This is a genomic window from Kineococcus xinjiangensis (genome assembly GCF_002934625.1).
GTDB lineage: Bacteria > Actinomycetota > Actinomycetes > Actinomycetales > Kineococcaceae > Kineococcus_A > Kineococcus_A xinjiangensis.
The window spans coordinates 21,062-47,552 of record NZ_PTJD01000018.1 but is presented as its reverse complement, the minus strand read 5'-3'; the positions used below and the strand labels follow the sequence as shown (position 1 = coordinate 47,552).

The following is a 26,491-nucleotide window of genomic DNA, read 5'->3' as shown; positions in this document are numbered from 1 at the left end:
TTGTCGACGCGGAGAACTTTGCGATACAAAGTTTGCGACGGAGGGAGACCGCGATGGACGGCACGCAGCGCCACGAGCCCCGGCGGGGCGGAACGGCGGGACCGGGCGAGGAGGTGCTCGGCGCCGCCGAGTCCCTGGCGCTCATCGAGCGGCAGCAGCGGCGGGTGTCCGAGGCCGTCTCCGTCGACCCGGTGCTGATCTACGGCGCGTGGGGGGTGGCGTGGCTCGTGGGCTTCCTGCTGTTCGCGCTGTCCCTGGGCGGCTCCGGCCTGCTGGGCCTCTCCGCCGGCGCGGCGGCCCCCGTGCTCGGGCTCCTGCTCCTGGCGGCAATGGTGATCACCACCGTGCACACCGCGCGGGCCACCACGGGCATCGCCGGACCGGGAGCCACCTCCGGCGCCCTCTACGGCTGGAGCTGGCTCCTGGGCTTCGCCGCGCTCGCCGCGCTCATCGCCTCGCTGCACCGCTACACCGCCGACCCGCAGGTCTTCGCGGTCCTCAGTGCCGGCGGCTCGGCGCTCGTCGTCGGCCTGCTCTACCTCGCCGGGGGCGCGCTGTGGCGCGAGCCGCACCAGTTCGCCCTGGGTGCCTGGATCCTGCTGACCGGCTGCGGCGGCGCGCTCCTGGGGCTGCCGGGCCTGTACTGGGCGATGTCGCTGGCCGGCGGCGGGGGGTTCCTGCTCACCGCGGCGGTCTTCGCCCTGCGCCGCCGCGGCCGCGCGGGGACCGGGCGATGACCCCACCCGACGACGGGACGCACCTCGACCCCGTCATCCACGCCGCCGCCCGGCTCAAGGTCACCGCCACCCTCGCGGCCCTCGGCCCGGACGACCGCATCGCCTTCCCCCGCCTGCAGAAGCTGCTCGACATGACGGCGGGCAACCTCTCCACCCACCTGCGCAAGCTCGAGGACGCCGGCTACGTGGAGGTCACCAAGACCCACGAGCGGCGCACGCCCGCCACCTACGTCGCCCTCACCGCCACCGGTCGCAGCGCCTTCCGCGACTACACCGCCGCCGTGCGCCGCCTGCTGGCCGGCGCCGACGGTCTCGTCGAGGCCGGGACGGATGAGCCCGGCCCCACCTGAGCCGGGCCCCGTCTCCCGGCCCCGTCTGCAGTGCGCCCACGACGCGCCCGCTCCGGCCGGACGCCCGACGCCACGGAGGACCCGATGACCCCCAGTCCGACGACCACCGGCCCGCACCCCGCGAACCCACCGGCCCGCTCCACGGCGGCGGCCACCCCCGCGGTCGCCGTCGACCGCGTCAGCCGCTCCTTCGCCGCGGTCACCGCCCTCGACGACGTCTCCCTCACCGTGGCGCGGGGGGAGTCGGTGGGGATCCTCGGTCCCAACGGCGCCGGGAAGTCCACCCTGCTGGCCCTGCTCGCCGGGACCCGCAGGCCCGGCCGGGGGAGCGTCCGCGTCCTGGGCGGCGACCCGCGCGACCCGGCGACCCGCCGGCGCCTGGGCTGCACCCCGCAGCAGACCGGCCTGCCCGCGACGCTGCGGGTGGGAGAGGTCGTCGACCTCGTCGCCGGGCACTTCCCCGACCCGGTCCCGCGCGGGGAGCTGCTGGAGCGCTTCGGCCTGGCCGAGCTGACCCGACGCCAGTGCGGAGGGCTCTCCGGCGGGCAGCAGCGGCGGCTGTGCGTGGCGCTGGCCTTCGCCGGCCGCCCCGACGTCGTGCTGCTCGACGAGCCGACCAGCGGCCTCGACGTGACGGCCCGCCGGGCCCTGTGGGAGGCGGTGCGCGGGTTCACCGCCGCGGGCGGCACCCTGCTGCTCAGCAGCCACCACCTGGAGGAGGTGGAGGCGCTGTCGGAGCGGGTCGTCGTCCTCGGCGGCGGGCGCGTCCTGGCCGACGGTCCCGTGGCCGACGTGCGCTCCCGGGTGGCGCTGCGCCGGGTGCGGCTGCGGCTGCCCGCCGGTGTCCCGGAGCCCGTGGGTGCGGCCGGAGCGGGGACCTGCGTCCGCGACGGCGAGCGGGTCGAGCTGCTCGTCCCCGACGCCGACGGCCTCGTCCGCGACCTCGTGTGCCGGCAGGTGCCCTTCTGCGACCTGGAGGTCAGCCCCGCCTCCCTGGAGGACGCCTTCCTCGCCATCACCGGCGCCGAGCGGGGAGGCCGGCGATGACCGCCCCCACCGCCCCCGCCGCGACCACCGCCCCCCTCGCCTCGGGGCGCCGCGGAGCGTCCGCGGCCCGCCTCACCCTGCTGCACGCCCGCTCGCAGGTGCTGGAGGCGCTGCGGGTGCCGGTGGCGGTCGTGGGCACCACCGCCTTCCCCGCCCTGTCGCTGCTGTTCTTCGTCGTCTCCCAGCCGCAGATCGCCCGCGACCCCGCGCTGTCGACGGCCGCCGCCGCTCAGCTGTCCGTCTTCGCCGTCATGAGCGTCTGCCTCTTCACCTACGGCGCAAGCACCGCCGAGGAGCGCGCGCTGCCGTGGGACGCCCACCTGCGGACCCTGCCGGTGGGGGCGGGCCCGCGCCTGGGGGCGAAGCTGCTCACGGGGACGGCCTTCGGGCTGCTGGGCCTGCTGCCCGTCGTCCTGCTCGCCGCCGTGCTCACGGAGGCGGCGCTGCCGGTGCACCGGTGGCTGCCGAGCGTCGCGGCCGTCGTGGCGGGGGCGCTGCCCGTGGCGGTGCTGGGGCTGGCGATCGGCTTCTCGCTGTCCAGCAGGGCGGCGCTGGCGCTCGCACAGGTCCTCCTGCTGCCGCTGGCCTTCGCCGGGGGGCTGTTCTTCCCGCCCGCGATGTTCCCCGCCTGGCTGGACGCCGTCTCGCGCTGGCTGCCCACCCGCGCCGCCCGCGATCTCGTCGTGGGCGCCGCGACGGGTGCGCCCGTGCCCGCCTCGACCCTGCCGGTGCTCGCCGGCTGGACGCTGCTGCTCGCCGCGCTCGCCGTGGCCGCCCAGCGCCGCGACGAGGGCCGCCGCTTCCGCTGAGCCGCCCGGTGCCGGCGCTCGCGTAGGCTCGACGTTCGTGGCCACCGACTTCCCCGCCGAGATCTCCGCCCTGCGCCAGACGTACGCCTCCATCCGGCAGGTGTCCGACCTCGACCGGCTGCGCGCGGAGATCGCCGAGCTCAACGAGCAGGCCACGGCGCCCGACCTGTGGGACGACGTGGAGCGCGCCCAGGGCGTCACGAGCCGCCTGTCCGCGCTGCAGGCGGAGCTGGACCGCATCGAGAAGATGGGCTCCCGCATCGACGACCTCGAGGTGCTCGTGGAGCTGGCGGAGTCCGAGGACGACGCGGACTCCCGGGAGGAGGCCGAGCGCGAGCTCACGGCGGTGCGCAAGCAGCTCGGCGAGCTGGAGGTCCGGACCCTGCTCTCGGGGGAGTACGACCCCCGCGAGGCGCTGGTGACGATCCGCTCCGAGGCCGGCGGGGTGGACGCCGCCGACTTCGCGGAGATGCTCATGCGGATGTACCTGCGCTGGGCCGAGCGCCACGGCTACAAGGTCGAGGTCTACGACACCTCCTACGCGGAGGAGGCGGGCATCAAGTCCGCCACCTTCAAGGTCGCCGCGCCCTACGCGTACGGCACCCTGTCGGTGGAGCAGGGGACCCACCGGCTCGTGCGGATCTCGCCGTTCGACAACCAGGGCCGGCGCCAGACGTCCTTCGCGGGCGTGGAGGTCCTCCCGGTCGTGGCGGAGACGGACCACATCGACGTTCCGGAGAACGAGGTCCGCGTCGACGTGTACCGCTCCTCCGGGCCGGGCGGGCAGTCGGTCAACACCACCGACTCGGCGGTGCGCCTGACCCACATCCCCACCGGCATCGTCGTCACCTGCCAGAACGAGAAGTCGCAGCTGCAGAACAAGGCGGCCGCGATGCGGGTCCTGCAGGCCAAGCTCCTGGAGAAGGCCCGCAAGGACCGGCAGGCGGAGCTGGACGCGCTCAAGGGCGACGACTCCGGCAGCTGGGGCAACCAGATGCGCTCCTACGTCCTGCACCCCTACCAGATGGTCAAGGACCTGCGGACCAGCCACGAGGTCGGCAACACCTCCGGCGTCTTCGACGGGGAGATCGACGCCTTCCTCGAGTCCGGCATCCGCTGGCGGCGCACCGCCGAGCGCACCGACGCCTGAGCGGGGCGGGGTCACCCGCCCGGTCCGGGCATCCCACCTCTGCATCCGCGAGGTCACGGAACGTATGGTGGATCAGCAGGCCAGGAGCTGAACCAGCGCACCACCCAGCACGTCCCGCCCCCGAGACTGGCCGATCCGGACTTCAGTGATCACTTTCGAGCACGTCAGCAAGCACTACGGCGAGGGCCAGCGGCCGGCGCTGGCCGAGGTGACCCTGGAGATCGCCAAGGGCGAGTTCGTCTTCCTCGTGGGGCCCTCCGGGTCGGGCAAGTCGACCTTCCTGCGCCTGGTCCTGAAGGAGGAGAAGCCCTCCTCGGGGACCGTGCAGGTGGCCGGGCGCGACGTGGGGCGCCTGCGCAGCTGGCGGGTGCCGGCGCTGCGGCGGCAGATCGGCGTGGTCTTCCAGGACTTCCGCCTGCTCGGTGACAAGACCGTCTACGAGAACGTCGCGTTCGCGCTGCAGGTGCTGGGCAAGCCCCGGCACGTGATCGCACACACGGTCCCGGAGGTGCTGCAGCTCGTCGGCCTGGAGGGCAAGGGCAAGCGCCGCCCGCACGAGCTGTCCGGTGGCGAGCAGCAGCGGGTGGCGATCGCCCGCGCGTTCGTCAACCGTCCGGCCATCCTGCTGGCGGACGAGCCCACCGGGAACCTCGACCCGACCACCAGCATCGGGATCATGAAGCTGCTGGACCGCATCAACCGGACCGGCACCACGATCGTGATGGCCACCCACGACGCCGACATCGTCGACCAGATGCGCAAGCGCGTGGTGGAGCTGCTGGACGGCAGGGTCGTGCGCGACGAGGACCGCGGCGTCTACGGGTCGTCGCGTTGAGCGTGGCGACGTCGCAACGGCAGAACGGGAGGTAGCAGCGCGTGCGCGTCGGCTTCGTGCTCAGCGAGATGGGGATCGGGTTGCGACGCAACCTGTCCATGGCGATCTCCGTGATCCTCGTGACCATGGTGTCGCTGTTCTTCTTCGGCGCCGCGCTGCTGGTGCAGTCGCAGGTGCAGACGATGAAGGGCTTCTGGTACGATAAGGTCCAGGTGTCGGTGTACCTGTGCGGGGAGCTCGACGACAGCCCGCGCTGCATCGACGGCGCGGTGACGCAGTCCCAGCGCGACGCCATCCTCGAGACCCTGGAGACCGGCCCGCTCGACCCCTACGTCGACCGCGTCTTCTACGAGTCCTCGCAGCAGGCCTACGAGCGCTTCATCGAGCAGTTCGAGGACTCCGCGATCACCGAGAACGTGACGCCGGACGTCCTGCCCGAGTCCTTCCGGGTCAAGTTGGCCGATCCCACGAAGTACCAGGTGATCGCCGAGCAGCTGGCGAACACGGCGGGTGTGGAGCGGGTCCAGGACGACCACCGGATCCTCGACCCGCTCTTCGCGGCGCTGGACGCCGCGACCTACGTGGCGCTCGTCCTCGCCGGGCTCATGCTGCTCTGCGCGGTGCTGCTCGTCTCGACCACCATCCGCCTCACCGCCTTCAGCCGCCGCCGCGAGATCGGGATCATGCGGCTGGTGGGCGCCTCGCGCTGGATCATCCAGCTGCCCTTCGTGCTCGAGGGCGTCCTGGCGACCCTCCTGGGGGCCGCGCTGGCCTCGACGGCCCTGTGGGTCATCGTGGACCGCGGCCTGGGGCAGCTGTCCTCCGGCCGGGAGCTGCAGGTGCGCCTCATCGACACCACCGACGTGCTGCAGCAGCTGCCGTACCTCTTCGGCCTCGGGATCGCCGTGGCCGTCCTCGCCTCGCTGATCAGCCTGCACCGCTGGCTGCGGATCTGACGGGGGCCCGCGGTGGGCGGGCAATCGCGGTGCGGGCGGGCCGAGGGCGCTCGTAGAGTGGCTGGTCCAGTCCCGCCGGAGCGCTGCCGGGACCCGCAGACGAGCAGGAGGACGCACCGTGCCGCGCGAGACCGGCCGCAAGGTGATCGCCAGCAACCGCAAGGCGCGGCACGACTACCACGTCGAGGACGTCTACGAGGCGGGCGTCTCCCTCATGGGGACGGAGGTCAAGGCCCTGCGGATGGGGCGGGCCTCCCTCGTCGACGGCTACGCGAGCCTGCAGGGCGGGGAGATGTGGCTGGAGGGCGTGCACATCCCCGAGTACGTGCAGGGCACGTGGACGAACCACGCACCGCGGCGCAAGCGCAAGCTCCTCCTGCACCGGGAGGAGATCGACAAGTGGGCGGGCAAGCTGCGCGAGTCCGGCCTCACCGTCGTCCCGCTGGCCCTGTACTTCGTCGACGGTCGCGTCAAGGTCGAGCTGGCCCTGGCGCGGGGCAAGAAGCAGTACGACAAGCGCCACGCGCTGCGGGAGCGGCAGGACCGCCGCGAGGCGGAGCGGGCCATGTCGCTCCGCCGCAACCGCGAGTAGGTCCCGTCCCGGGGCGCCCACGGGCGTGCGCCGGGGGAGCGGCTGCGGGAATCGCCGGGGTGCGCGGGCGGTTCCTGGCGTAGAGTGGTCCCACCGCTGCCGGTCTTGGAAGCCGCGGCGGTGGGTGACAACGAGCAGTCGTTGACAACTCAACAGGGGGTGACAGGTTTCGACGTCGGTCGTCGAAGCAGGGGAAGCGGGTCGAGGATGCACGGTCATCTCGTCAACGCCCCGTGCAAACCAATAGGTGCCGATTCCAAGCGCACCGACTTCGCCCTCGCTGCCTGAGCGAGTGCGAGTCCGTCAGCCCGGGTGCGCCTCCGCCCCGGGTCCTGGCGTCGACTAGGAGGCTCACCTCCCACCGAGGTCGCGTAGGTGGGAGGGACACGCAACGCGGCTGGGCCTGGCCACGACTTGCCTGCGTGATCGTGGGGGCCGAGTAGACCAGTAGCAGGCTGCACCCGGAGAAGCCCTGTTCCCACGCCGACGGACGCGGGTTCGATTCCCGCCACCTCCACCCCACCAGCCGAAGGGCCCGGTCACCGCGGTGACCGGGCCCTTCGGTGTCCGCGGGGTGCGCCCGGCCCCAGGTCACGAACTCGTTGAGAGCGGTCACGTCAGCGTGCCGCGGACGGGCGCGCGAGGCAAGATGTCCTCATGACCAGCGGCCTGACGGGGAAGCTCCTGCTGGCGACTCCTGCGCTGAAGGACCCCAACTTCCACCGGGCGGTCGTCCTGGTGCTCAACCACGACGAGGACGGCGCGCTCGGAGTCGTGGTCAACCGCCCCCTCAGCGTCGACGTGGCCGCCGTCCTGCCGGGCTGGCAGCCCTTCACGACCGCGCCGGGCAAGCTGTACCAGGGCGGGCCGGTGGCGCTGGACTCCGCCCTCGGGCTGGTGGCCGTGCCGGGGGACCGGCCCGAGCCGCTGGGGGTCCGCCGCGTCTTCGGCTCCGTCGGCCTGGGGTCGGTCGGTCTGGTGGACCTCGACGCCCCGCCGGAGGTCGTCGCCGCCGAGCTGGCGGGGCTGCGGATCTTCGCGGGCTACGCCGGGTGGAGCGCCGCGCAGCTGGAGGGGGAGATCGCCGAGGGCGCCTGGTTCGTCCTCCCCGCCGAGTCCCGCGACCCCTTCACGGACACCCCGGACAAGCTGTGGGCCGACGTGCTGCGGCGGCAGGGCGGGGACCTGGCCCTGGTGGCGAGCTTCCCCGAGGACCCCTCCCTCAACTGAGCCGGCGGCGGTGGGAGCGGCGCCGGGCGGCGCTCCTCGCGTACGCTTCCGGACATGAGCACGCCCTTCCCGGACGACCCGTCGCCGCTGCCTTCGCCCTCCTCGGCGCCGTCCTCGACGTCGGTGCTCGACCGCGAGGTCCTGCCCGACGAGCGGGTCGAGCCCGGCGACCACGAGCGCTTCGCGCACTACGTGCGCAAGGAGAAGATCCTGGAGTCCGCCCTCACCGGCGAGCCCGTGATCGCGCTGTGCGGAAAGGTCTGGGTGCCCGGCCGCGACCCCAACCGCTTCCCCGTGTGCCCCATGTGCAAGGAGGTCTACGACGGCCTCCGCGCTCCCCAGGACGGCGGGGACTGACGGCCGCGCCCGTCCGCTACGCACGAAGGGATCCGTTGCACCGCAACAGGTGTGACGGATCCCTTCGTGCTGCCCGCGGCTGCCCGCCCCGCCGCGACGCGCGGGGTCGCCTGCGCGCCGGCCCGCCGCTCCTCCGCTACGGTGGCCAGACCGTGAGCACCACCCTTCCCGCCCTCAGCCACGCCTCCGGCGCCGCTGCGGCACGCCCCCTGCGCGCGTGGCAGCACGACGCCCTCGAGGCGTACTTCGACCCCGCGCGCGAGGACTGCGCCGACTTCCTCGTCACCGCGACCCCCGGCGCGGGCAAGACGACCTTCGCGCTGACGCTGGCCCGGCGGCTGCTGGACTCCCGCCGCGTCGACCGGGTCGTCGTCGTCGCGCCGACCGACCACCTGCGCACCCAGTGGGCCGACGCCGCGCACCGGATGGGCATCGAGCTGGACCCGACGATGAGCAACGCGGTCGGTCCGGTCCGCCCCGACATGCAGGGCTACGTGACCACCTACGCGCAGGTCGCCGGGCACCCGATGCTGCACCGGGCGCGGGCCACCGCCAAGCGCTCCCTCGTGGTCCTCGACGAGATCCACCACGCCGGGGACGGGCTGTCCTGGGGCGAGGCGGTCCGGGAGGCGTTCGCCGACGCCCGCCGGCGGCTGTCGCTGACGGGGACGCCGTTCCGCACCAAGGTCGACGAGCGCATCCCCTTCGTCTCCTACGTCGAGGACGACTCCCCGGAGTCCGAGGGCGGCCTGTGCAGCCGCGCCGACTACACCTACGGCTACCGGCAGGCCCTCGCCGACGGCGTCGTCCGCCCCGTCGTCTTCGCTGCCTACACGGGCACCTCCCGCTGGCGCAACAGCGCCGGGGAGGTCATCGCCGCCTCCCTCACCGAGCCCTCCACGAAGTCCGTGGAGGCGCTGGCGTGGCGCACGGCGCTGGACCCGCGCGGCGACTGGGTGCCGCACGTCATCGCCGCGATGGACGAGCGGCTGACGCACCTGCGCGAGTACGGCATGCACGACGCCGCCGGGCTGGTGCTGGCCTCCGACCAGGACGACGCCCGCGCCTACGCGAAGATCGTGCAGCGGGTGACGGGGGAGAAGCCGGCGCTCATCCTCTCCGACGACCCCAAGGCGTCGGCGAAGATCAAGGAGTTCGCCGAGGGCGACCAGCGCTACGCGGTCTGCGTCCGCATGATCTCCGAGGGCGTCGACGTGCCGCGCGCGGCGTGCCTGGCGTGGATGACGTCGTACCGGACCCCCCTGTTCTTCGCGCAGGCCGTCGGCCGCGTCGTGCGCGCCCGCACCCGCGGGGAGTCCGCCACCGTCTTCCTGCCCGCGGTCCGCCCCCTGCTGGCGCTGGCCGCGGAGCTGGAGACCGACCGCAACCACGTCATCGCCGCGCCCGCCCCCGGTGAGGCCCTGCCCGACCCCGGCGAGCTGGACGCCCTGCCGGTGGAGCGCGCCGAGGGCGGTCCCAAGGAGTTCGAGGCGCTGGAGGCGCAGGCCGAGTTCGCCCACGTCCTGCACGGGGGCCGGGCGGTCACCGCGGGTCTGCAGCCGCTGGACTCCGACGCGGAGGACTTCCTCGGACTGCCGGGCCTGCTCTCGCCGGAGCAGACGGCCGCGCTGCTCGCCCAGCGCGACGCGGAGATCCGCAAGCGCACCGCCCGGGTGGAGCAGCCGGGCCTCGACCTCGACGGCGCCGGCACGGAGGACGTGCCCGAGCCCGCCGAGGAGGACGCCACCTGGCACACCGCCGCCCTGCTGCGCAAGGAGATCCACGGCCTCGTGGGCCGGGTGGCCGCCGGCCGGCAGATGCCGCACGCCAGCGTCTACGCCAAGCTCCGCTCCGCCGTGCCCGGCCCGCCGTCCGCGTCGGCCCCGGTGGAGCTGCTCCGCCGGCGCCGCGACCACCTCCTGACACTGGTGTAGGGGACGACGTGCCGCAGCTGGTGGTGCGCACCCTCGTGCGCGCAGACGTCGAGGTCGTCTTCGACCTCAGCCTCGACGTCGACGTGGAGGCCGTCGCGGGGCGCCGCCTCGGCGTGCGCGCGGTCGGCGGGCGCACGAGCGGCAGGATCGGCCTGGGGGAGCACGTGCGCTGGCAGGCGCGCCTGCTGGGCGTCGTGCCGATCTCGCACACCTCCGAGATCGTGGAGCTGGAGCGTCCCGGGCGCTTCGTCGACGTGATGCGCGCGGGGATCTTCGCGGAGTTCCGCCACGAGCACCGGTTCGAGGTGGAGGGCCCCAACATGACGATCATGACCGACCGCCTGCGCTGGCGCAGCCCCCTCGGGCCCCTCGGCACCGTGGCGGACACCGCCTACGTCCGCCCCGCGCTGCTGCGGCTGCTGGCCGACCGCAACGCCGAGATCGCGCGGCGGGCGGAGGGGCGCCGCTGAGCCCGCTCGCCGCGTGGCATCCTGCACAGCCATGAGCACCTCCCCAGGCTGGTACCCCGACCCCTCCGCCCCCGGCCGGCTGCGCTGGTGGGACGGGGCGGCGTGGACCGAGCACACGCACGGGGAGGCGCCGGGGGCCGTGCAGGGCGCGCACGGGCAGCTGACCCGCTCCGGCGGCGGTGGGCTCACCCTCGACAAGCCCGGTGCCCCGGCCGCGCAGCCGCCGTGGTCCCCGGCCGCGCAGGGCGGCGCGCCGCCGGCGGGACGTGCGCGCACCACGCCCGACGGGCAGCCGCTCGCGGCGCTGGGGATGCGCCTGCTCGCGCGCTTCCTGGACGGCCTGATCGTGCTGCTGCTGGCGACGGTGGCCGGATGGGGCTACCTCCGGCGGACGTTCGCCCTCATGGAGGAGGCCACCCGCGGCAGCGGCGGGATGCTCACGCCCCAGCAGATCACCGGGCTCGCCACCGACCCGCGGGTGGGCGAGAACTCCCTCGCGTTCACGCTCACCCTCATCGCCGTCTCCGCCGTCTACACCGTCCCGATGCTGCGCTACTTCGGCGCCACCCCCGGCAAGCTCCTGTGCCGGCTGCGGGTGCGCCGCTGGGACCGCCCCGGCCTGCCGACGTGGAGCGAGTCGATCCGGCGCTGGATGCTGGCCGACATGCTCGGCAACCTCGGCTGGTTCGGCGCGCTCTACCAGGTGCTGGACTACCTCTGGCCGCTGTGGGACAAGCGCAGGCAGGCGCTGCACGACAAGTGGCCGGGCACCGTCGTGGTGAAGAGGCAGGCGGGGCCACGGCCTGAGCCCGCCCCGGCCGCCACGGCCTGAGCCGGGCTCCGGCGCGGCGTCAGTCCTCGACCAGGTGCACGCCCGCCGCGCGCATCTGAGCCACCGCCCGCGCCGTGCCGTCCTGCGACACCCCGGCGGTCAGCCCGAGCAGGACGGTCGTCTCGAAGCCCTCCCGCGCCGCGTCGAGCGCCGTGGCCCGCACGCAGTGGTCGGTGGCGATGCCCACGACGTGCACCTGCGCGACCTCCCGCTCCCGCAGCCAGTCCGCCAGGCCCGTGGCCAGCTCCCCGCCCTCGGGGTCCATCCGGGTCGTGGTGCCCTCGAAGCCGGAGTACGCCGCGGCGTACTGCCCCTTGCGGAAGACCGCCTCGATGCGGCGGGTGTCCAGGGACGGGTGCAGCAGCGCGCCGTAGCTGCCCGCCCGGCAGTGCACCGGCCAGGAGTCGACGAAGTCGGGGCTGTCGGAGAAGTGCCCGCCCGGATCGATGTGGAAGTCCTGGGTGGCGACGACGTGGTCGTAGTGCAGCTCCCCGCGGGCCAGCAGCTGGCTGGTGGCGGCGGCGACCTCGGCGCCACCGGCGACGGCCAGCGAGCCGCCCTCGCAGAAGTCGTTCTGCACGTCCACGACGACGAGCGCGCGCTTGCTCACGGACGGGTTCCCCTCTGCTCGGCGGACGTCCCGGCGGGCGGCAGGACGGTGGTGGGCAGCGCCGGCTCGCCCCTGGACAGGGCCAGACCGTCCCACGGCAGGGTGACCAGCGCACGGCGCAGGTGCTCGCGGGACTCGGCCAGCCCGGGCAGCCCGGGGACGCGCTGCCCACCCCGCACCAGCGGCACCTGCAGCGCCACGTCGCCCGGCTCCGGCTCCGGCATCCGGCCGACCCCGAGGACCTCCTCCGTCGCCGTGCCGGTCGGCTTGTGCCGGCGCACGGCGAACTTGCGACCGCCCTGGGTGGTCTTGGAGGTGGAGCGCTTGGCCACCGGGCGGCCCTCCACCTCGACCAGCTTGTAGACCAGGCCCGCGGTGGGGGCGCCGGACCCCACGACCAGGGACGTGCCGACCCCGTAGCCGTCGACGGGGGCTGCGGCCAGCGCGGCGAGCGCGAACTCGTCGAGGTCGCCGGAGACCACGATGCGGGTGTCGGTGGCGCCCAGGGCGTCCAGCTGCCGGCGCGCCTGCACGGCGAGGACGGCCAGGTCGCCGGAGTCGATGCGCACCGCCCCGAGACCGGGGCCGGCGACCTGCACGGCCGTCTCGATGCCGCGGGTGATGTCGTAGGTGTCCACGAGCAGCGTGGTGCCGGGGCCGAGGGCGGCGACCTGGGCCTCGAACGCCTCGCGCTCGCTGTCGTGGAGCAGGGTGAAGGCGTGGGCGGCGGTGCCGGCGGTGGGGATGCCCCAGCGGCGGCCCGCCTCGAGGTTGGAGGTGGAGGCGAAGCCGGCCAGGTGGGCGGCGCGGGCGCAGGCGAGCGCCGCCTCCTCGTGGGTGCGCCGGGAGCCCATCTCGATGAGGGGGCGCTCCCCGGCGGCGGTGCTCATGCGCGCCGCCGCGGCCGCCACGGCGCAGTCGTGGTTGAGGATCGAGAGGACGAGCGTCTCCAGCAGCACCGCCTCGGCGAAGGTGCCCGTGACGGTCAGCAGGGGCGAGGAGGGGAAGTAGACCTCGCCCTCGGGGTAGCCGTCGACGTCCCCGCCGAAGCGGTAGGAGGCCAGCCACTCCAGCGTGGTCTCGTCCACGACCCGCCGCTGCCGCAGGTGCTGCAGCACCTCGTCGTCGAAGCGGAAGGCCTCCAGGGCGTCGAGGACGCGCCCGGTGCCGGCGACCACGCCGTAGCGGCGCCCCTCGGGCAGCCGCCGGGCGAACACCTCGAACGTGCAGGCGCGCCCGCCGGTGCCGCTGCGCAGCGCGGCCTGCAGCATCGTCAGCTCGTAGTGGTCGGTCAGCAGTGCCGTGCTGCGCGGCCCCGCCGGGGCGCCGCCCGCCGTCGCGGCGGCGCTCGCGGGGCTGCTGGCTGGGGTCGCGGGCTGGCTTGCCGTCACGGCGGTCAGCCTAGGGTCTGGCGCGGTCCCGGCCGGCGCCGCGGTCCGGGGCGCTCCGCGGCGTCCCTACGATGGGGGCGTGCCTGCCGTCCTCACCGCTCCCGTCGAGCTGGAGCGTCCCGAGAGCGCGGAGGTCACCGACCCCCAGCGTCCCTGGGTGACCCTGGTCTGGAACGACCCGGTCAACCTCATGTCGTACGTGACGTACGTGTTCCGCACGCACTTCGGCTACTCCCAGCAGAAGGCCGAGGCGCTCATGCTCGACGTCCACCAGAAGGGCCGCGCCGTCGTCTCCTCCGGCACCCGCGAGGAGATGGAGCGCGACGTCGAGGCGATGCACTCCTACGGGCTCTGGGCGACGCTGCAGAAGGACGAGTGACGATGGCGCGCTTCCGCCGTGGCCGGGGCGGCCTCGTGTCCATCGACCTGGACCCCGTCGAGGTCGACGTCCTGGGCTCCCTGGTCCGCGAGGTCGTCGAGCTGCTGGACGTCCCCCCTCCGCAGCCGACGGGCGGCATGGACCCCCTGCAGGTGCAGCTGGGCCTGCAGGACCTGGGGACGGGCGGGCACGAGGGGCCGGCGTCCGCACCGGAGGACCCGGCGCTGCGCCGGCTGCTGCCCGACGCCTACCCGGACGACCCGCAGGCGGCGGCGGAGTTCCGCCGCTTCACCGAGCGCAGCCTGCGCGAGCGCAAGGCGGAGGCGGGACGCCGGATGCTCGTCTCGCTGGAGCCGGTGCAGGGGCAGGGCGGGCGGGTGCAGCTCGACGCCGACGGCGCCCGGGCGTGGCTGGCGGCCCTCAACGACATCCGCCTCGCCCTGGGCACCCGGCTCGGGGTCGACGAGGACGTGGAGGAGGTCCTCGCGGACCTCGACGACGACGACCCCCGCCGCTACGCCTTCGCCGTCTACGACTTCGCCACCTACCTGCAGGAGACCCTCGTCCGCTCCATGCCCTGAACGGGCGACCGGCCCCCCGCGCCCCGCGGCGGCGGCGCCCGGGTGCGCGGATCACGGCGCCGGACCGCTTACAGTCGCAGCCGTGACGGACGATCCCATCGGCATCTTCGACTCCGGTGTCGGCGGCCTCACGGTCGCCCGGGCGGTCCTGGACCAGCTCCCGCACGAGGAGGTCCACTACATCGGCGACACGGCCCACTGCCCGTACGGGCCCAAGCCGCTGGCGGAGGTCCGCCGCTACGCCCTCGACGTCATGGACCGCCTCGTCGGCTCGGGCGTGAAGATGCTCGTCATCGCGTGCAACTCCGCCAGCTCCGCCGTGCTGCGCGACGCCCGGGAGCGCTACGACGTCCCGGTGGTGGAGGTCATCCTGCCGGCGATGCGGCGGGCCGTGCGCGCCACCCGCAACGGGCGCGTGGGGGTCATCGGCACGCGCGCCACCATCGCCTCCCGCGCCTACGACGACGCCTTCGCCGGCGCCCTCGACGTCCGGCTCTCCAGTGTCGCGTGCCCGCGGTTCGTGGAGTTCGTCGAGCGGGGCACCACCAGCGGCCCCGAGCTGCTGGACGCCGCCCGCGGCTACCTCGCCCCGCTGCAGGAGGCCGGCGTCGACACCCTGGTGCTCGGCTGCACGCACTACCCGCTGCTGACCGGCGTCCTGCGCAGCGTCATGGGCGACTCGGTGACGCTCGTCTCCAGCGCCGAGGAGACCGCCAACGACGTCTACCGGGAGCTGTCCCAGCGCGACCTGCTGCGCTCCGACGACGCACCGGCCCCGCGCCACCGCTTCACCTGCACCGGTGAGGCCGCGCCCTTCCAGCAGCTCGCGCAGCGCTTCCTCGGCCCGCGGGTCTCCCTCGTCGAGGACGCCGCGCTGGCGGTCTGAGCCGCGGCCCCCGCGCCGGGCAGTCGCGGCGCGGGCAGCCGCGTGCCGCGGCCGCCGGGAGTGGGAGGCTTGGGGCGTGAGCACCTCCAGCACCCCCGCGCCCGGCGCCCGCGTCGACGGCCGCGCACCGGACGAGCTGCGGCCCGTCACCATCACCCGGAACTGGCTCGAGCACGCCGAGGGCAGCGTCCTCGTGGAGTTCGGCAGCACCCGCGTCCTGTGCGCGGCGTCCTTCACCGAGGGGGTGCCGCGCTGGCGCAAGGGGTCCGGCCAGGGCTGGGTCACGGCGGAGTACGCCATGCTGCCCCGCTCGACGAACACCCGCGGGGACCGGGAGTCGGTGAAGGGCCGCCTCGGCGGGCGCACCCACGAGATCTCCCGGCTGATCGGGCGCAGCCTGCGCGCGGTCGTCGACACCTCCGCGCTGGGGGAGAACACCGTGGTCCTGGACTGCGACGTGCTGCAGGCCGACGGAGGCACCCGCACCGCGGCCGTCACCGGCGCCTACGTCGCGCTGGCCGACGCGGTCGCGTGGGCCAAGCGCAAGGGCCTGGTGAAGGCGTCGCGGCAGCCGCTGACCGGCTCGGTGAGCGCGGTCAGCGTGGGCATCGTGGGCGGGCTCCCCGCGCTGGACCTGCGCTACGTCGAGGACGTCGCCGCGCACACCGACATGAACGTCGTCTGCACCGGCGACGGCCGCTTCGTGGAGGTGCAGGGCACCGCCGAGGCGGTCCCGTTCGACCGCCGCGAGCTGGACGCCATGCTGGACCTCGCCGTCGCCGGCTGCGCTCGGCTGACGCAGCTGCAGCAGCAGGCCCTGGCGGAGGGGTCGTGAGCACGCTCGTGCTGGCCACCCGCAACGCGCACAAGGTGGGCGAGCTGCGGGCCATCCTCGGCGGGCACCTGCCGGGCGTGGAGGTCGTCGGGGTGGACGCCTTCGACTCCGACCCCGACCGGGCGGTGGGTGACGTCGTCGAGTCGGGTGTCACCTTCGCCGAGAACGCCCTGCTGAAGGCGCGCGCGGTCGCGGCGGGCACGGGGCTGCCGGCCGTGGCCGACGACTCGGGGCTGTGCGTCGACGTGCTCGGCGGCGCGCCGGGGATCTTCTCGGCGCGCTGGTGCGGCAGGCACGGCGACGACGAGGCGAACCTGCGGCTGCTGCTGGCGCAGCTCGCGGACGTCCCGGCGCCCCACCGCGGCGCGCACTTCGCGTGCGCTGCGGCCCTGGTGCTGCCCGACGGCACCGAGCACGTCGAGCTCGGGTCGCTGCCGGGGGTGCTGGTGGCGCAGCCCAGCGGCGGCGGTGGCTTCGGCTACGACCCGATCCTCGTGCCGGACGCGGAGCGGGCACCGGGCGGGCGCGGGCGCACCTGCGCGCAGCTGTCGGCGGAGGAGAAGAACGCCATCAGCCACCGCGGTGCGGCCTTCCGGGCCATCGCGCCGGCCATCGCCCGCGCGCTGGGCTGAGCGGGCCATGCGAATGCGTTGCGACAGTAGCTTTCCGGTGACGTCCCGTACCCTGTGCGCGTGATCCGCCTCGAGTGCAGCGTGCGCCCCTACGACTGGGGTGGGGTCGGTGCCATCTCCGGCTTCCTGGGGCGGGACCTCGGCGGGGGGCCGGAGGCCGAGCTGTGGCTGGGGGCGCACCCCGGCTGGCCGACCCACACCTGCGACGGCCGGATCCTGGGCGACGTCGTCGCCGAGGACCCCGAGGACGCGCTGGGGACGCGGGGGATCGCCCGCTTCGGGAAGCGGCTGCCGTTCCTGCTGAAGGTCCTGGCGGCCGGCAAGCCGCTGTCCTTGCAGGTGCACCCCACTCCGGAGCAGGCGCGGGCCGGTGCGGCCGCGGAGGACGCGGCGGGGGTGCCCCGCGACGCCCCGCACCGCAACTACAAGGACGACCAGGCCAAGCCGGAGATGATGGTCGCCGTCCAGCCGATGCGCGCGCTCTGCGGCTTCCGCCCGCCCCGGCAGGTGCTGGCGGACCTCGAGGCACTGCTCGGGCAGCCCGGTGCCCAGGGCGCCGCCGACGAGGTCCACGCGGCGCTGGTGGCGGCGCTGGCCGGCCCCGACGAGGGTGCGGCGCTGCGCGGCTGCCTCGAGCTGCTCCTCGGCGGCGACCCGGCGGTCCGGGTCTTCGTCGACCGCCTCGTCGGGGCGTGCGCGGCGGCGACGGCGGGTGCGGACGGCGGGGCGGACCGCGGCACGGCGTCGGTGGTCCGGCTGCTCGCCGCCACCCACCCGGGGGACCCCGGGATCGCCGTCTCACTGCTGCTCAACGACGTCCACCTGGCCCCCGGTGAGGCCGTCTTCCTCGGCGCAGGCACGGTCCACGCCTACCTGCAGGGCCTCGGCGTGGAGGTGATGAACAACTCCGACAACGTCCTGCGTGGGGGGCTCACGCGCAAGCACGTCGACGTCGGGGAGCTGGTGCGCATCGTGCGGTTCGCGCCGGAGACGCCGCGTCGGGTGGAGCCGGTGGAGGACCTGCCCGGCAGGCTGCGCTACCTGCCGCCCGCCGAGGAGTTCCAGCTCCAGCGGGTGGCGCCGGCCGTGGGTGCGGAGGTGCCGCTGGAGCAGTCGGGGGCGACGGTGGTGCTCGTCGCGGCCGGCGACCTGGAGCTCGTGGCGGGTGAGGTGCGGCTGCGCCTGGGGCAGGGCGACAGCGCCTTCGTGCCGGCGTCCGAGCGGGGTCTGCGGGCGCGGGCGCTGTCCGCCGGCGCACTGGCCTACGCGGCGACCGCGGGGGACTGACGGGGGACCTCGCCGCAGCGTCCGGCGACCGCGGGGACGGCCGGGCGCACCCGCCCGTCACCCGGTCGGCGCAGCGCTCCATCCGCGGGCCCGTGCGCTCCGAACCCCTGGTGTGAACAGCGAAGGCGATCCCAGCGGCGGCAGTGCGGAGACGGCCGTGGACGGCGGCGCGCGCCGTGCGGCGCCGCCCCGGGGCGGTCGCCTGCGCCGCTGGGTGCCGGCCGCCCTCGCGGGCCTGGTCAGCGCCGGCCTCACGCTGGGCCTGGCGCAGCTCGTCGCCGCGCTCGTGGCCCCCTCGACGGCGCCGCTGGCCGTGGTCGGGGCCGCCTTCATCGACCGCACGCCCGCGTGGCTGAAGGACTTCGCCATCGAGACGTTCGGGACGAACGACAAGCTGGCCCTCGCGGTGAGCCTCGTCGCGGTCATCGCGGCGCTGGCCGTGGTCGCGGGCCTCGCGGCCCGCCGCCACCTGGGCGCGGGGATCGCCCTCGTGGGCCTGCTCGGCGCGGTGGGGGTGGCCGCGGCGCTGAGCCGCCCCGACGCCACCGCCCTGTCGCCGCTGCCGACCCTGGTGGGCACCGCGGCCGGGATCGCCGCCCTCGTCCTGCTGACCCGCCGGGCGGTGCGCCCCGTGGCGGTGGCACCGGCGCGCCGCAGCCTCCTCATCGGGGGTGTCGCCGCCGTCGGTGCGGTCGCCGCCGGATCGGGCCGCGGCCTCGAGGCCGCCCGCAGCTCCGAGGCGTCCCGGGCGCAGCTCACCCTCCCGGTGCCCGCCGACCCGGCTCCCGCGCCGCCGCCCGGCGTCAACCCCGGCGTGGAGGGGCTGACCCCGTACGTCACGCCCGTCGAGGACTTCTACCGCATCGACACGGCCTTCCTGCAGGTTCCGGACGTCCGGGCGGAGGACTGGTCGCTGCGCATCCACGGGATGGTGGAGGAGGAGGTCGTGCTCACCTACGCCGACCTGCTCGCCGCTCCCCTGGTGGAGCGCTGGATCACCCTCACCTGCGTCTCCAACGAGGTGGGTGGCGAGCTCGTCGGCAACGCGCGCTGGCTGGGGATCCCCCTCGCCGACGTCCTGCGCCGGGCCGTGCCGTCCGCGGACGCCGACATGCTGCTCTCCCGCAGCACCGACGGGTTCACCACGTCCACGACGCTCGCCGACGTCGTCGACGGGCGCGACGCACTCCTCGCCATCGGCATGAACGGGGTTCCCCTGCCGCGCGAGCACGGGTTCCCCGTCCGGATGATCGTCCCGGGTCTCTACGGCTTCGTCTCGGCCTGCAAGTGGATCACCGAGATCGAGGTGACGAGGTTCGACCGCGCCGAGGCGTACTGGACGAAGCGCGGCTGGTCCCCGAGCGCGCCGATCAAGACCGCCTCGCGGATCGACACGCCGCGCTCCTTCGCCAAGGTCCCGGCCGGCACGGTCACCGTCGCGGGTGTGGCCTGGGCGCAGAACCGGGGGGTCAGCGCCGTGGAGGTCCGGGTCGACGACGGGGAGTGGCGCCGGGCGGAGGTCCTGCCGTCGGTGTCGGAGGACACCTGGGCCCAGTGGGTGTGGCGCTGGGAGGACGTGGAACCGGGCAGCTACACGTTGCGGGTCCGGGCGACCGACGCGACGGGGGTCGTGCAGACCGGTGAGACCGCCACCCCGATCCCGGACGGCGCCTCCGGCTACGACACCCTCGTGTTCACGGTGGTCTGACCGCCCGCCTCCCGGTTCACCGGCCGGGCGGCCGGTGAACCTCCGCCGAGCCCCACGCGAAGCCGTACGAACCCCGCAGCGCCCGCAGGCATCCACGCCGGCGGGCGCTGTGTCGTCTCGCCTTGCGCCACAAAGCGTTCGGCCGATCGGGTGTGTCACTCCTCACACCCGGAGAACTCAAGTTCCCGCCCATCCGGCAATCCGCCGGCCGATCCGCCCCGAACTCCTCGTGTAGCCGGGCCGAGGGGCCGGGCGAACCGAGAACCCTGAGAACCGAGAAACCCTCCCGAAGGAGAACACCATGAAGCGCTCCGCCACCCTCCTGGCCCTCGTCGCCTCCGTCACCCTGGGCCTGTCCGCCTGTGGTGACGCCGAGACCACCGCGCCCGCGAACGCCCCCTCGGAGCTGAGCTCCCCGTCGAGCAGCTCGAGCGCCCCCGCGGAGACGCCCAGCGAGACCCCCAGCGAGTCGCCCTCGAGCGAGGCCACGGAGATGGCGTCCGGCCCCGTCGGCCCCGGCTGCGCCGCCTACGCCGAGGCCAACTCCAGCGGCCCCGCCTCCGTGGAGGGCATGGCGATGGACCCCGTCGCCACGGCCGCCTCCAACAACCCGATGCTCACCACGCTCACTGCCGCCGTGTCGGGCAAGCTGAACCCGAAGGTGGACCTGGTCAGCACCCTGAACGGCGACCAGTTCACCGTGTTCGCCCCGGTCGACGAGGCCTTCGGCAAGATCGACCCCGCCACCATCGAGACGCTGAAGACGGACGACGCCCTGCTGTCGACGATCCTCACGTACCACGTCGTCCCCGGCCAGATCGGCGTCGACGAGATCGTCGGCACCCACGAGACCGTGCAGGGCGGGACCGTCGAGGTCAGCGGCACCCCGGAGAACCTCACCGTCAACGGGAACTCGGCCGTCATCTGCGGCGGCGTGAAGACCGCCAACGCGACCGTCTACCTGGTCGACTCGGTCCTGATGCCCACCATGTGATCCCCGCACGACAGCGCCCGCGCCCCGCAGTGCATCGCACTGCGGGGCGCGGGCACGTCCGGACCGGTGCGGGAGAAGGGACTCGAACCCTCACGCCCGGAGGCACAGGAACCTAAATCCTGCGTGGCTGCCAGTTACACCACTCCCGCTGCGCGTGGCGCCCGGCCAGCTTAGGACCGCGACCGACGCCCGCGCAGGTCCGGGTCAGTCGATCCCGAGGTCGCGGCGGAGCTTGGCGACGTGGCCCGTGGCGCGCACGTTGTACTGCGCCAGCACCACCTCGCCCTGCGCCCCGACGACCACCGTGGAACGGATCACGCCGGTGCTGGTGCGCCCGTACGACGTCTTCTCGCCCCACGCCCCGTAGGCCTCGAGCACGGCGTGGTCGGGGTCGGACAGCAGGGGGAAGGTCAGCGACTGCTCCTCGACGAAGCGGGCCAGCTTCGCCACCGGGTCGGGGGAGACGCCGAGCACCCGGTAGCCGGCGGCCTGCAGCGCGCCGAGGTCGTCGCGGAAGTCGCACGCCTGGGTGGTGCAGCCGGGGGTCATCGCGGCGGGGTAGAAGTACACGATCACGCGGTCGCCGCGCAGCGCGGACAGCTGCACGGGGTTTCCGGCGGCGTCGGGGAGGGTGAAGTCGGGCGCGACGTCGCCCGGCTGGAGACGGGTGCTCATGCGGGCACGCTAACCCCCGTGCCGCCACCGCCCGCCGCGGCACGGGCCCCGGTGCCGGGGTTCCCCGGCGAGGCCCGCGGGTGGCGCCGGTCCCCCTCCGGTACCGTCGGGCCCCCGGAGGTGCTGCGCCCGGCAGCAGCAGGCGAGGAGGAGCCACCGTGACGGTCAGCGCGAACGGCGACGTGACGATCCTGAAGGCGCCGTTGCCCAGCGACCCGCGCGCGCTGGAGCGAGAGATCGAGCTGCGCAGGGCCCGGCTCGCCGCCACGATCGACGAGCTCGCCGGCAGGGTCCAGCCCGCCGCGGTGAAGGAGCGCGCCATCCGCTCGGCGCAGCAGAGCGCCGCTTCGTTCGCGACCGACTCCGACGGCGCGCTGCGCGTCGAGCGCGTCGGTGCGGTCGCCGCCGCCGTCGTGGGTCTCGTCGTCGTCGCGGTCCTCCGTCGCCGCATCCGCCGCCGCCGCTGAGGCGCGGGCGGACCCCGTCCGCCGCTGCGCTCCGGTCCTGTCGGCGCGCGCTGTAGCGTCCTCGCTCGTGAGCACCCCAGGAAGCGCCTCGCGGATACCCGTCCGGATGCTGCACGACCGGGTCCTGGTCAGCCAGGAGGACGCGGGGGAGCGGACGTCCAGCGCGGGCATCCTCATCCCCGCGACCGCGGCGGTGGGCAAGCGCCTCGCCTGGGCCGAGGTCGTCGCCAAGGGGCAGCACGTGCGCTCCGTCGAGGTCGGCGACCGCGTCCTCTTCGACCCCGAGGACCGCGCCGAGGTGGAGCTGCACGGCAAGGGGTACGTGCTCCTGCGCGAGCGCGACCTGCACGCCGTCGCAGCACCGCGGGTGCACGACGGGCAGACGGGCCTGTACCTCTGACCCCCCAGCCGCCCGCCCCCCGGGCGCGCCGCAACGCCCGGTACACCCCGCTGGAGGTGGACGGGCCCACACCGTGGGAGATGGTGCGGGCGGTGCCGGCCATCCGCCGCAGCGCGGTCGGCTTCCTCACCGCCGTCGCCCGCCGGCACGGGGACCTGGTGGCCTTCCCGCTGCCCCGCACCCCGGTCCTGCTGGTCAACGACCCCGAGGGGGTCCGGCGGGTGCTGGTCGACAACGCCCGCTCCTACGGCAAGGCCACGGTCCAGTACCGCGCGCTGGCCGCCGTGACCGGTCAGGGCCTGCTCACGAGCGACGGCCCGACCTGGCGCAGCCACCGGCGCACGGTGCAGCCGGCGTTCCACCACGGCCGCCTCGATGCCGTCGCCACCCAGGCGGTGGCGGCGGCCGCGCGGCTGCGCGCGCAGTGGCGGCAGGCGCCCGGCGGTGAGGTGGACGTCTCCGGTGGCCTCTTCCGCGCCGCGCTGGAGGTCGTCGGGCACGTGCTCGCCGACGAGGACCTCGGCCCCGTGGCCCGCCGGCTCGTCGACGCCGTCGACGTGGCGCTGGCGGCCGTGGTGGCAGGCGCGCAGAGCCCCCTGCCCGGCTCCTGGCCCACGCCGGGACGCCGGCGGCTGCGCCGGGCGGTCGCGGAGGTGGACGAGGTGTGCGACCTGCTGGTGCGCACCCGCCGGGCCCGCGGGGTCGGCGAGGCCGACGCGGACGTGCTGGGCCTGCTGCTGGCCGCGGGGCTGCCGCAGCAGCAGGTGCGTGACGAGCTGGTCACCTTCGTCGTGGCCGGTCACGAGACGGTCGCCTCCGCGCTGACGTGGACGCTGCACCTGCTCGCCCGCCACCCGCAGGCGCAACAGCGGCTGCACGCCGAGCTCGACGCCGTCCTGGGCGCGCCCGGCGGGCAGCGCGAGCCCGGCTGGGACGACCTGGGGGCGCTGCGCTGGACCCGGGCCGTGCTGGAGGAGTCGCTGCGGCTGTACCCGCCCGCCTGGGTCATCACCCGCACGGCGCTGGCCGAGGACGAGGTGGCCGGCGTCCGGGTGCCGGCCGGCACGCTCGTGATCGTCTGCACCTGGGCGCTGCACCGGCATCCCGGCGTCTGGGAGGCCCCCGAGGAGTTCCGCCCCGAGCGCTTCCTGCAGCAGGAGCGCCGCCCGGGGGCCTACGTGCCCTTCGGGGCGGGCCCGCGCCTGTGCATCGGGCGGGAGCTGTCCCTCGTGGAGGGGGTGCTGCTGCTCGCGGCGCTCCTGCGCGAACAGCAGGTGCTGCCCGGCTCCGGTCCCGCGCCCGAGGTCGAGTCGCTCGTCACGCTGCGCCCGCGCGGGGGGATGCGCCTGCGCGTCCGGCAGCGGACCATGCCCTGAGCGTCGCCGCAGCCGCTGCAGGCAGTCCGGCGCCGCTCCCGCCGACGAGGGAGGACGACGACCGTGGAGGCCACGATGCCCCTGCTCGACCCCACCACCTGGACCGGAGCCCTCTTCACGGGCGAGTGGGCACCCGCCGCGCAGACCGCCGAGGCGGTGGAGCCCGCGACGGGGCGGGTGCTCGGCCGGATCGGCGTCGCCGGTGCCGACGACGTGGCCGCGGCCGCGGAGCGGGCCGCGCAGGCGCAGCGGGAGTGGGCCGCCGCCCCGCACACCCGGCGCGCGGACGTGCTGCGGCGGGCCGGGCGGCTCTGGGAGGAGCACGCCGCCGAGGTGGAGGACTGGCTCGTCCGCGAGGCGGGCTCCGTGCGCCCCAAGGCGGGCGTGGAGACGCACGTCGCGGCCCAGGAGTGCTACGAGGCCTCGGCGCTGCCCTCCCGCGCCTACGGCAGCCTGCTGCCCAGCGAGCTTCGCCGCCTGAGCCTGTCCCGGCGCGTCCCCGCCGGTGTCGTCGGGGTGATCTCGCCCTTCAACTTCCCGCTCATCCTCTCCATCCGCTCCGTCGCCCCGGCCCTGGCGCTCGGCAACGCGGTGGTGCTCAAGCCCGACCTGCGCACGGCCGTCTGCGGCGGGATGGCCCTGGCGCGCGTCTTCGAGGAGGCGGGGCTGCCGCCGGGGGTGCTGCAGGTGCTGCCCGGGGGCACGGAGGCCGGGCAGGCGCTCGTGGAGCACCCGGCGGTCCGGATCATCTCCTTCACCGGTTCCACGGCGGCCGGCCGCCGGGTCGGTGAGGCGGCCGGGAGGCTGCTCAAGCGCGCCCACCTCGAGCTCGGCGGCAACAACGCCCTCGTGGTCCTCGAGGACGCGGACCTGGAGCGGGCCGTCTCGGCCGCGGCCTGGGGCTCGTACCTGCACCAGGGCCAGATCTGCATGACCACGGGACGCCACCTCGTGCACGAGTCCGTGCTGCCGGAGTACGTCGAACGGCTCGCGGAGAAGGCGCGCGCCCTGCCCGTGGGGGACCCGGCGGCCGCGGAGGTCGCCCTCGGCCCGCTCATCGACGCGTCCCAGCGCGATCGGGTGCACGCCCTGGTGACCGCCAGCGTCGACGCGGGGGCGCGTCTGGTGGCGGGCGGCGAGTACGAGGACCTCCTCTACCGCCCGACGGTGCTGGCGGACGTGACGGAGTCGACGCCGGCCTTCCGGGAGGAGGTGTTCGGCCCCGTCGCCCCCGTCATCGGCTTCCGCACCCTCGACGAGGCCGCGCGCATCGCCGCCGCCGGCGAGTACGGGCTGTCCCTGGGGATCCTCACGTCCGACCCGCTGCGGGCGCTGGACCTGGCCGACCGCATCCCCACCGGCCTGGTCCACATCAACGACCAGACGGTCTCCGACGAGGCGAACGTCCCGTTCGGCGGGATGGCGGCCTCCGGCACCGGCGCCCGCTTCGGCGGCCCGGAGGCGAACGTGGAGGCGTTCACCGAGACCCAGTGGGTGACCCTGCGCTCGGAGATCCCGCGCTACCCCTTCTGATCCCGGCGTCCTCCCGGGGTGCCGGGGGAGCGGCCGGGGCGCGTCAGGCCGTGTACGTCCAGTGCCACGGCTCCCGGGGCACGTCCTCCTCGAAGCCGAACTCGGCGGCCCGGGTGCGCAGCCAGGTGAGCACGGGTTCCTGCACGTCGATGTCGACGCTGAGGCCCCAGCCGTGGTTGCTGGTGCCCGGGCGCGCGGCCCACCCGCCGCGGCCGTAGATGCCCTTGCGCCGCGCGAGGCCCACCTGCTCCCCGTAGGAGCGGTAGGAGTCCGTCACCCGCAGCTCGACGCCGTCGGCGGCGGCCGCGGCCTGCATGCGCTGGAAGGCCGCCGCGGCGGGTCCCCACAGGACGTGGGCGTCCTGGCCGATGCCGTGCAGGACCTCCTCCGGCACTTCGCCGTTGCCGAAGTCGACCAGCTCCAGCGGCGCGCCCTCGGCGTCGCGCGAGACCGGCGCGGCGGGGAGGGTGGCGAAGGCCGGGTCGACGGACACGGGGGCCGGTGCGCCCGCGGGGGCGGAGACCGCCGCGGCCGGGGCGGCGGTGAACGCGGCGCTCACGGCCGCGGTGCTCGCGGGAACGCCGGCGGTGGCGTTCTGCGTCCCCGCGGCCACCGGCGCTGCGGGCGCGTGGGCCGGGGCGGCGGCGCTGAGGGAGAACGCGAGACCGGAGGACGCGGCCACGACGGCGGTGCGGCGGCCGAGCGCGACGGCGCCGCGGCGCAGGGGGACGGCGGCGCCGTCCAGGGGCGTGAGGGGGCGACCGGGGGCGCGGTGGCGCGCCGGAAGGCGAGTCGGCACAGCGAGGACCTCTCCGACGCCTGCGAGGTGAGCTGTCGGGTTCGGGCGGGAAGGTCGCCCGGCCGGTTCGCACCGGCTTCACCCCGAGGACCACCACCCCGATCTGAGATCGGGGGGCGGCCCGGAAGTGGTTCCCCCACCCCTGCCATGAGTCGTCGCGGGACCTCGTCAGCGGTGGCAGGGCTCGGCGTCCGCTCGAGGGCTCCCCGTCGCAGGACGGGGAGCGAGCGGACACTAACCCGATCAAGGACGCGATGTCACGTCGGGGCGTGTCGGCCTGTGGGCGCGAACCCGTTGTCGCACAGTGGAATTCGGAGAGTCACCAGGTCGTCGCGCGTGGTGTGCGGTGCGGGGCCGACGGCGTGCGCCCTGCGTGCGGGAGCGTCACGGAGCGTGCGACGGCGGCCGGGAGCCCGTACGGACGACGTCTCCTCCGGGCTGTGCGCGTCCGGACACACCCCGATCGACGCCGGGACTACCGGCGGAGGGCACCGGCCCCTCCGGCGTCCTTCCGCGGCATCCGCCGCCCTGCCACCCTTCGCCAGGAGTGCCCATGACCGACCCGGACGAGCTGCGGCAGTACCTGGAGCAGGAGTTCCGCCGCCTCGACGAGGGCGTGCGCGCCGTGCACGAGCGACT

Annotated in this window: 29 protein-coding genes, 1 tRNA gene, 1 other RNA gene and 1 riboswitch; of the genes, 26 read left to right on the top strand and 5 right to left on the bottom strand. The window is 75.0% G+C overall.

The genetic code is table 11. The annotated features are described in order from the left end of the window. Positions 1 to 53 precede the first annotated feature (53 nt). The 14 genes from CLV92_RS19205 (at position 54) to CLV92_RS19140 (ending at position 11,299) form a co-directional block, all read left to right on the top strand. On the top strand, positions 54 to 737 hold the full coding sequence (locus CLV92_RS19205) for a hypothetical protein (protein WP_104435464.1): 684 nt from the start codon (positions 54 to 56) through the stop codon (positions 735 to 737). Further along, complete coding sequence (locus CLV92_RS19200) at positions 734 to 1,087, top strand: transcriptional regulator (protein WP_104435462.1); 354 nt, start codon at positions 734 to 736, stop codon at positions 1,085 to 1,087. Before CLV92_RS19205 ends, CLV92_RS19200 begins: the two co-directional genes overlap by 4 nt. A gap of 84 nt (positions 1,088 to 1,171) precedes the next feature. Continuing rightward, on the top strand, positions 1,172 to 2,134 hold the full coding sequence (locus CLV92_RS19195) for an ABC transporter ATP-binding protein (RefSeq protein WP_104435460.1): 963 nt from the start codon (positions 1,172 to 1,174) through the stop codon (positions 2,132 to 2,134). Further along, a complete protein-coding gene (locus tag CLV92_RS19190) occupies positions 2,131 to 2,943 on the top strand; it encodes an ABC transporter permease (protein ID WP_104435458.1) in 813 nt (270 codons plus the stop codon). The genes CLV92_RS19195 and CLV92_RS19190 overlap by 4 nt, the downstream gene beginning before the upstream one ends. 37 nt (positions 2,944 to 2,980) lie before the next feature. After that, positions 2,981 to 4,093, top strand: a complete 1,113-nt coding sequence (prfB, locus tag CLV92_RS19185) for a peptide chain release factor 2 (RefSeq protein WP_104435457.1) — start codon at positions 2,981 to 2,983, stop codon at positions 4,091 to 4,093. 145 nt (positions 4,094 to 4,238) lie between these two features. Continuing rightward, positions 4,239 to 4,928, top strand: coding sequence for a cell division ATP-binding protein FtsE (gene ftsE / locus CLV92_RS19180; protein ID WP_104435455.1), 690 nt, complete (start codon positions 4,239 to 4,241; stop codon positions 4,926 to 4,928). A gap of 41 nt (positions 4,929 to 4,969) precedes the next feature. Continuing rightward, positions 4,970 to 5,884 (top strand): permease-like cell division protein FtsX, encoded by a 915-nt coding sequence (gene ftsX / locus CLV92_RS19175; protein WP_104435453.1) that lies wholly within the window; start codon positions 4,970 to 4,972, stop codon positions 5,882 to 5,884. Positions 5,885 to 6,002: 118 nt separating this feature from the next. Then, positions 6,003 to 6,476 (top strand): SsrA-binding protein SmpB, encoded by a 474-nt coding sequence (gene smpB, locus CLV92_RS19170; RefSeq protein WP_104435451.1) that lies wholly within the window; start codon positions 6,003 to 6,005, stop codon positions 6,474 to 6,476. Positions 6,477 to 6,631: 155 nt separating this feature from the next. Then, positions 6,632 to 6,996, top strand: a transfer-messenger RNA (tmRNA) gene (gene ssrA / locus CLV92_RS19165). A 137-nt stretch (positions 6,997 to 7,133) separates the two neighbouring features. Continuing rightward, positions 7,134 to 7,706 (top strand): YqgE/AlgH family protein, encoded by a 573-nt coding sequence (locus CLV92_RS19160; protein WP_104435449.1) that lies wholly within the window; start codon positions 7,134 to 7,136, stop codon positions 7,704 to 7,706. A gap of 54 nt (positions 7,707 to 7,760) precedes the next feature. Beyond that, positions 7,761 to 8,063: a DUF3039 domain-containing protein gene (locus CLV92_RS19155; protein ID WP_104435448.1), complete on the top strand. Its 303-nt coding sequence runs from the start codon at positions 7,761 to 7,763 to the stop codon at positions 8,061 to 8,063. Between the two features lie 152 nt (positions 8,064 to 8,215). Further along, positions 8,216 to 9,997: a DEAD/DEAH box helicase gene (locus CLV92_RS19150; protein ID WP_104435446.1), complete on the top strand. Its 1,782-nt coding sequence runs from the start codon at positions 8,216 to 8,218 to the stop codon at positions 9,995 to 9,997. Between the two features lie 8 nt (positions 9,998 to 10,005). Then, the gene (locus CLV92_RS19145; RefSeq protein ID WP_104435444.1) at positions 10,006 to 10,467 is read left to right on the top strand and encodes an SRPBCC family protein; all 462 of its coding nucleotides are present in this window, start codon (positions 10,006 to 10,008) and stop codon (positions 10,465 to 10,467) included. A gap of 31 nt (positions 10,468 to 10,498) precedes the next feature. Next, positions 10,499 to 11,299, top strand: a complete 801-nt coding sequence (locus CLV92_RS19140) for an RDD family protein (RefSeq protein WP_104435442.1) — start codon at positions 10,499 to 10,501, stop codon at positions 11,297 to 11,299. Positions 11,300 to 11,318: 19 nt separating this feature from the next. Here CLV92_RS19140 and CLV92_RS19135 read toward each other — a convergent pair whose 3' ends face one another. Together CLV92_RS19135 and CLV92_RS19130 are read right to left on the bottom strand one after the other, a co-directional pair. Continuing rightward, positions 11,319 to 11,909, bottom strand: a complete 591-nt coding sequence (locus CLV92_RS19135) for an isochorismatase family protein (RefSeq protein WP_104435440.1) — start codon at positions 11,907 to 11,909, stop codon at positions 11,319 to 11,321. After that, a complete protein-coding gene (locus CLV92_RS19130; protein WP_211291289.1) occupies positions 11,906 to 13,180 on the bottom strand; it encodes a nicotinate phosphoribosyltransferase in 1,275 nt (424 codons plus the stop codon). The genes CLV92_RS19135 and CLV92_RS19130 overlap by 4 nt, the downstream gene beginning before the upstream one ends. A gap of 199 nt (positions 13,181 to 13,379) precedes the next feature. Between CLV92_RS19130 and clpS the strand changes: the two genes are divergently transcribed. The 8 genes from clpS to CLV92_RS19090 all read left to right on the top strand — a co-directional run bounded on the left by clpS (position 13,380) and on the right by CLV92_RS19090 (position 20,602). Further along, positions 13,380 to 13,679 carry an ATP-dependent Clp protease adapter ClpS gene (clpS, locus tag CLV92_RS19125; protein WP_104435504.1) on the top strand — a complete coding sequence of 100 codons (300 nt, stop codon included), beginning with the start codon at positions 13,380 to 13,382 and terminating at the stop codon, positions 13,677 to 13,679. 2 nt (positions 13,680 to 13,681) lie between these two features. Then, entirely contained in the window at positions 13,682 to 14,260 is a 579-nt protein-coding gene (locus CLV92_RS19120; protein WP_104435436.1) for a DUF2017 domain-containing protein, read from the top strand. Between the two features lie 82 nt (positions 14,261 to 14,342). Continuing rightward, entirely contained in the window at positions 14,343 to 15,146 is an 804-nt protein-coding gene (gene murI / locus CLV92_RS19115) for a glutamate racemase (protein ID WP_104435434.1), read from the top strand. 76 nt (positions 15,147 to 15,222) lie between these two features. Then, positions 15,223 to 15,981, top strand: coding sequence for a ribonuclease PH (gene rph, locus CLV92_RS19110; protein WP_104435432.1), 759 nt, complete (start codon positions 15,223 to 15,225; stop codon positions 15,979 to 15,981). Next, the gene (locus tag CLV92_RS19105; RefSeq protein ID WP_104435430.1) at positions 15,978 to 16,613 is read left to right on the top strand and encodes a non-canonical purine NTP pyrophosphatase; all 636 of its coding nucleotides are present in this window, start codon (positions 15,978 to 15,980) and stop codon (positions 16,611 to 16,613) included. The genes rph and CLV92_RS19105 overlap by 4 nt, the downstream gene beginning before the upstream one ends. Before the next feature lie 60 nt (positions 16,614 to 16,673). Continuing rightward, complete coding sequence (manA, locus tag CLV92_RS19100; RefSeq protein ID WP_158257339.1) at positions 16,674 to 17,900, top strand: mannose-6-phosphate isomerase, class I; 1,227 nt, start codon at positions 16,674 to 16,676, stop codon at positions 17,898 to 17,900. Between the two features lie 157 nt (positions 17,901 to 18,057). Beyond that, positions 18,058 to 19,608 (top strand): molybdopterin-dependent oxidoreductase, encoded by a 1,551-nt coding sequence (locus CLV92_RS19095; protein WP_211291284.1) that lies wholly within the window; start codon positions 18,058 to 18,060, stop codon positions 19,606 to 19,608. A gap of 301 nt (positions 19,609 to 19,909) precedes the next feature. Next, positions 19,910 to 20,602 carry a fasciclin domain-containing protein gene (locus tag CLV92_RS19090; protein ID WP_104435426.1) on the top strand — a complete coding sequence of 231 codons (693 nt, stop codon included), beginning with the start codon at positions 19,910 to 19,912 and terminating at the stop codon, positions 20,600 to 20,602. Between the two features lie 67 nt (positions 20,603 to 20,669). Here the strand turns inward: CLV92_RS19090 and CLV92_RS19085 are convergent. Beyond that, positions 20,670 to 20,751, bottom strand: a tRNA-Leu gene (locus CLV92_RS19085). 55 nt (positions 20,752 to 20,806) lie between these two features. Then, positions 20,807 to 21,277, bottom strand: a complete 471-nt coding sequence (gene bcp / locus CLV92_RS19080; RefSeq protein ID WP_104435424.1) for a thioredoxin-dependent thiol peroxidase — start codon at positions 21,275 to 21,277, stop codon at positions 20,807 to 20,809. Between the two features lie 158 nt (positions 21,278 to 21,435). Between bcp and CLV92_RS19075 the strand changes: the two genes are divergently transcribed. The 4 genes from CLV92_RS19075 (at position 21,436) to CLV92_RS19060 (ending at position 25,053) form a co-directional block, all read left to right on the top strand. After that, positions 21,436 to 21,744, top strand: a complete 309-nt coding sequence (locus tag CLV92_RS19075; protein WP_211291283.1) for a DUF3618 domain-containing protein — start codon at positions 21,436 to 21,438, stop codon at positions 21,742 to 21,744. 106 nt (positions 21,745 to 21,850) lie between these two features. Next, positions 21,851 to 22,144, top strand: a complete 294-nt coding sequence (locus CLV92_RS19070; RefSeq protein WP_104435422.1) for a GroES family chaperonin — start codon at positions 21,851 to 21,853, stop codon at positions 22,142 to 22,144. 56 nt (positions 22,145 to 22,200) lie between these two features. After that, positions 22,201 to 23,520 carry a cytochrome P450 gene (locus tag CLV92_RS19065; RefSeq protein WP_146099663.1) on the top strand — a complete coding sequence of 440 codons (1,320 nt, stop codon included), beginning with the start codon at positions 22,201 to 22,203 and terminating at the stop codon, positions 23,518 to 23,520. Positions 23,521 to 23,595: 75 nt separating this feature from the next. After that, the gene (locus CLV92_RS19060; RefSeq protein ID WP_104435499.1) at positions 23,596 to 25,053 is read left to right on the top strand and encodes a benzaldehyde dehydrogenase; all 1,458 of its coding nucleotides are present in this window, start codon (positions 23,596 to 23,598) and stop codon (positions 25,051 to 25,053) included. Between the two features lie 43 nt (positions 25,054 to 25,096). Here CLV92_RS19060 and CLV92_RS19055 read toward each other — a convergent pair whose 3' ends face one another. Continuing rightward, on the bottom strand, positions 25,097 to 25,852 hold the full coding sequence (locus CLV92_RS19055; RefSeq protein ID WP_245886980.1) for a M15 family metallopeptidase: 756 nt from the start codon (positions 25,850 to 25,852) through the stop codon (positions 25,097 to 25,099). A 4-nt stretch (positions 25,853 to 25,856) separates the two neighbouring features. Next, positions 25,857 to 26,020: riboswitch (cyclic di-AMP (ydaO/yuaA leader) on the bottom strand. Positions 26,021 to 26,491 lie beyond the last annotated feature (471 nt).

Coding starts and splice junctions, on each gene's coding strand:
- CLV92_RS19205 (WP_104435464.1), top strand. CDS start 54: ATGGACGGCACGCAGCGCCACGAGCCCCGGCGGGGCGGAACGGCGGGA.
- CLV92_RS19200 (WP_104435462.1), top strand. CDS start 734: ATGACCCCACCCGACGACGGGACGCACCTCGACCCCGTCATCCACGCC.
- CLV92_RS19195 (WP_104435460.1), top strand. CDS start 1,172: ATGACCCCCAGTCCGACGACCACCGGCCCGCACCCCGCGAACCCACCG.
- CLV92_RS19190 (WP_104435458.1), top strand. CDS start 2,131: ATGACCGCCCCCACCGCCCCCGCCGCGACCACCGCCCCCCTCGCCTCG.
- CLV92_RS19160 (WP_104435449.1), top strand. CDS start 7,134: ATGACCAGCGGCCTGACGGGGAAGCTCCTGCTGGCGACTCCTGCGCTG.
- CLV92_RS19155 (WP_104435448.1), top strand. CDS start 7,761: ATGAGCACGCCCTTCCCGGACGACCCGTCGCCGCTGCCTTCGCCCTCC.
- CLV92_RS19140 (WP_104435442.1), top strand. CDS start 10,499: ATGAGCACCTCCCCAGGCTGGTACCCCGACCCCTCCGCCCCCGGCCGG.
- CLV92_RS19130 (WP_211291289.1), bottom strand. CDS start 13,180: ATGCTGCAGGCCGCGCTGCGCAGCGGCACCGGCGGGCGCGCCTGCACG.
- CLV92_RS19120 (WP_104435436.1), top strand. CDS start 13,682: ATGGCGCGCTTCCGCCGTGGCCGGGGCGGCCTCGTGTCCATCGACCTG.
- CLV92_RS19090 (WP_104435426.1), top strand. CDS start 19,910: ATGAAGCGCTCCGCCACCCTCCTGGCCCTCGTCGCCTCCGTCACCCTG.
- bcp (WP_104435424.1), bottom strand. CDS start 21,277: ATGAGCACCCGTCTCCAGCCGGGCGACGTCGCGCCCGACTTCACCCTC.
- CLV92_RS19070 (WP_104435422.1), top strand. CDS start 21,851: ATGCTGCACGACCGGGTCCTGGTCAGCCAGGAGGACGCGGGGGAGCGG.
- CLV92_RS19060 (WP_104435499.1), top strand. CDS start 23,596: ATGCCCCTGCTCGACCCCACCACCTGGACCGGAGCCCTCTTCACGGGC.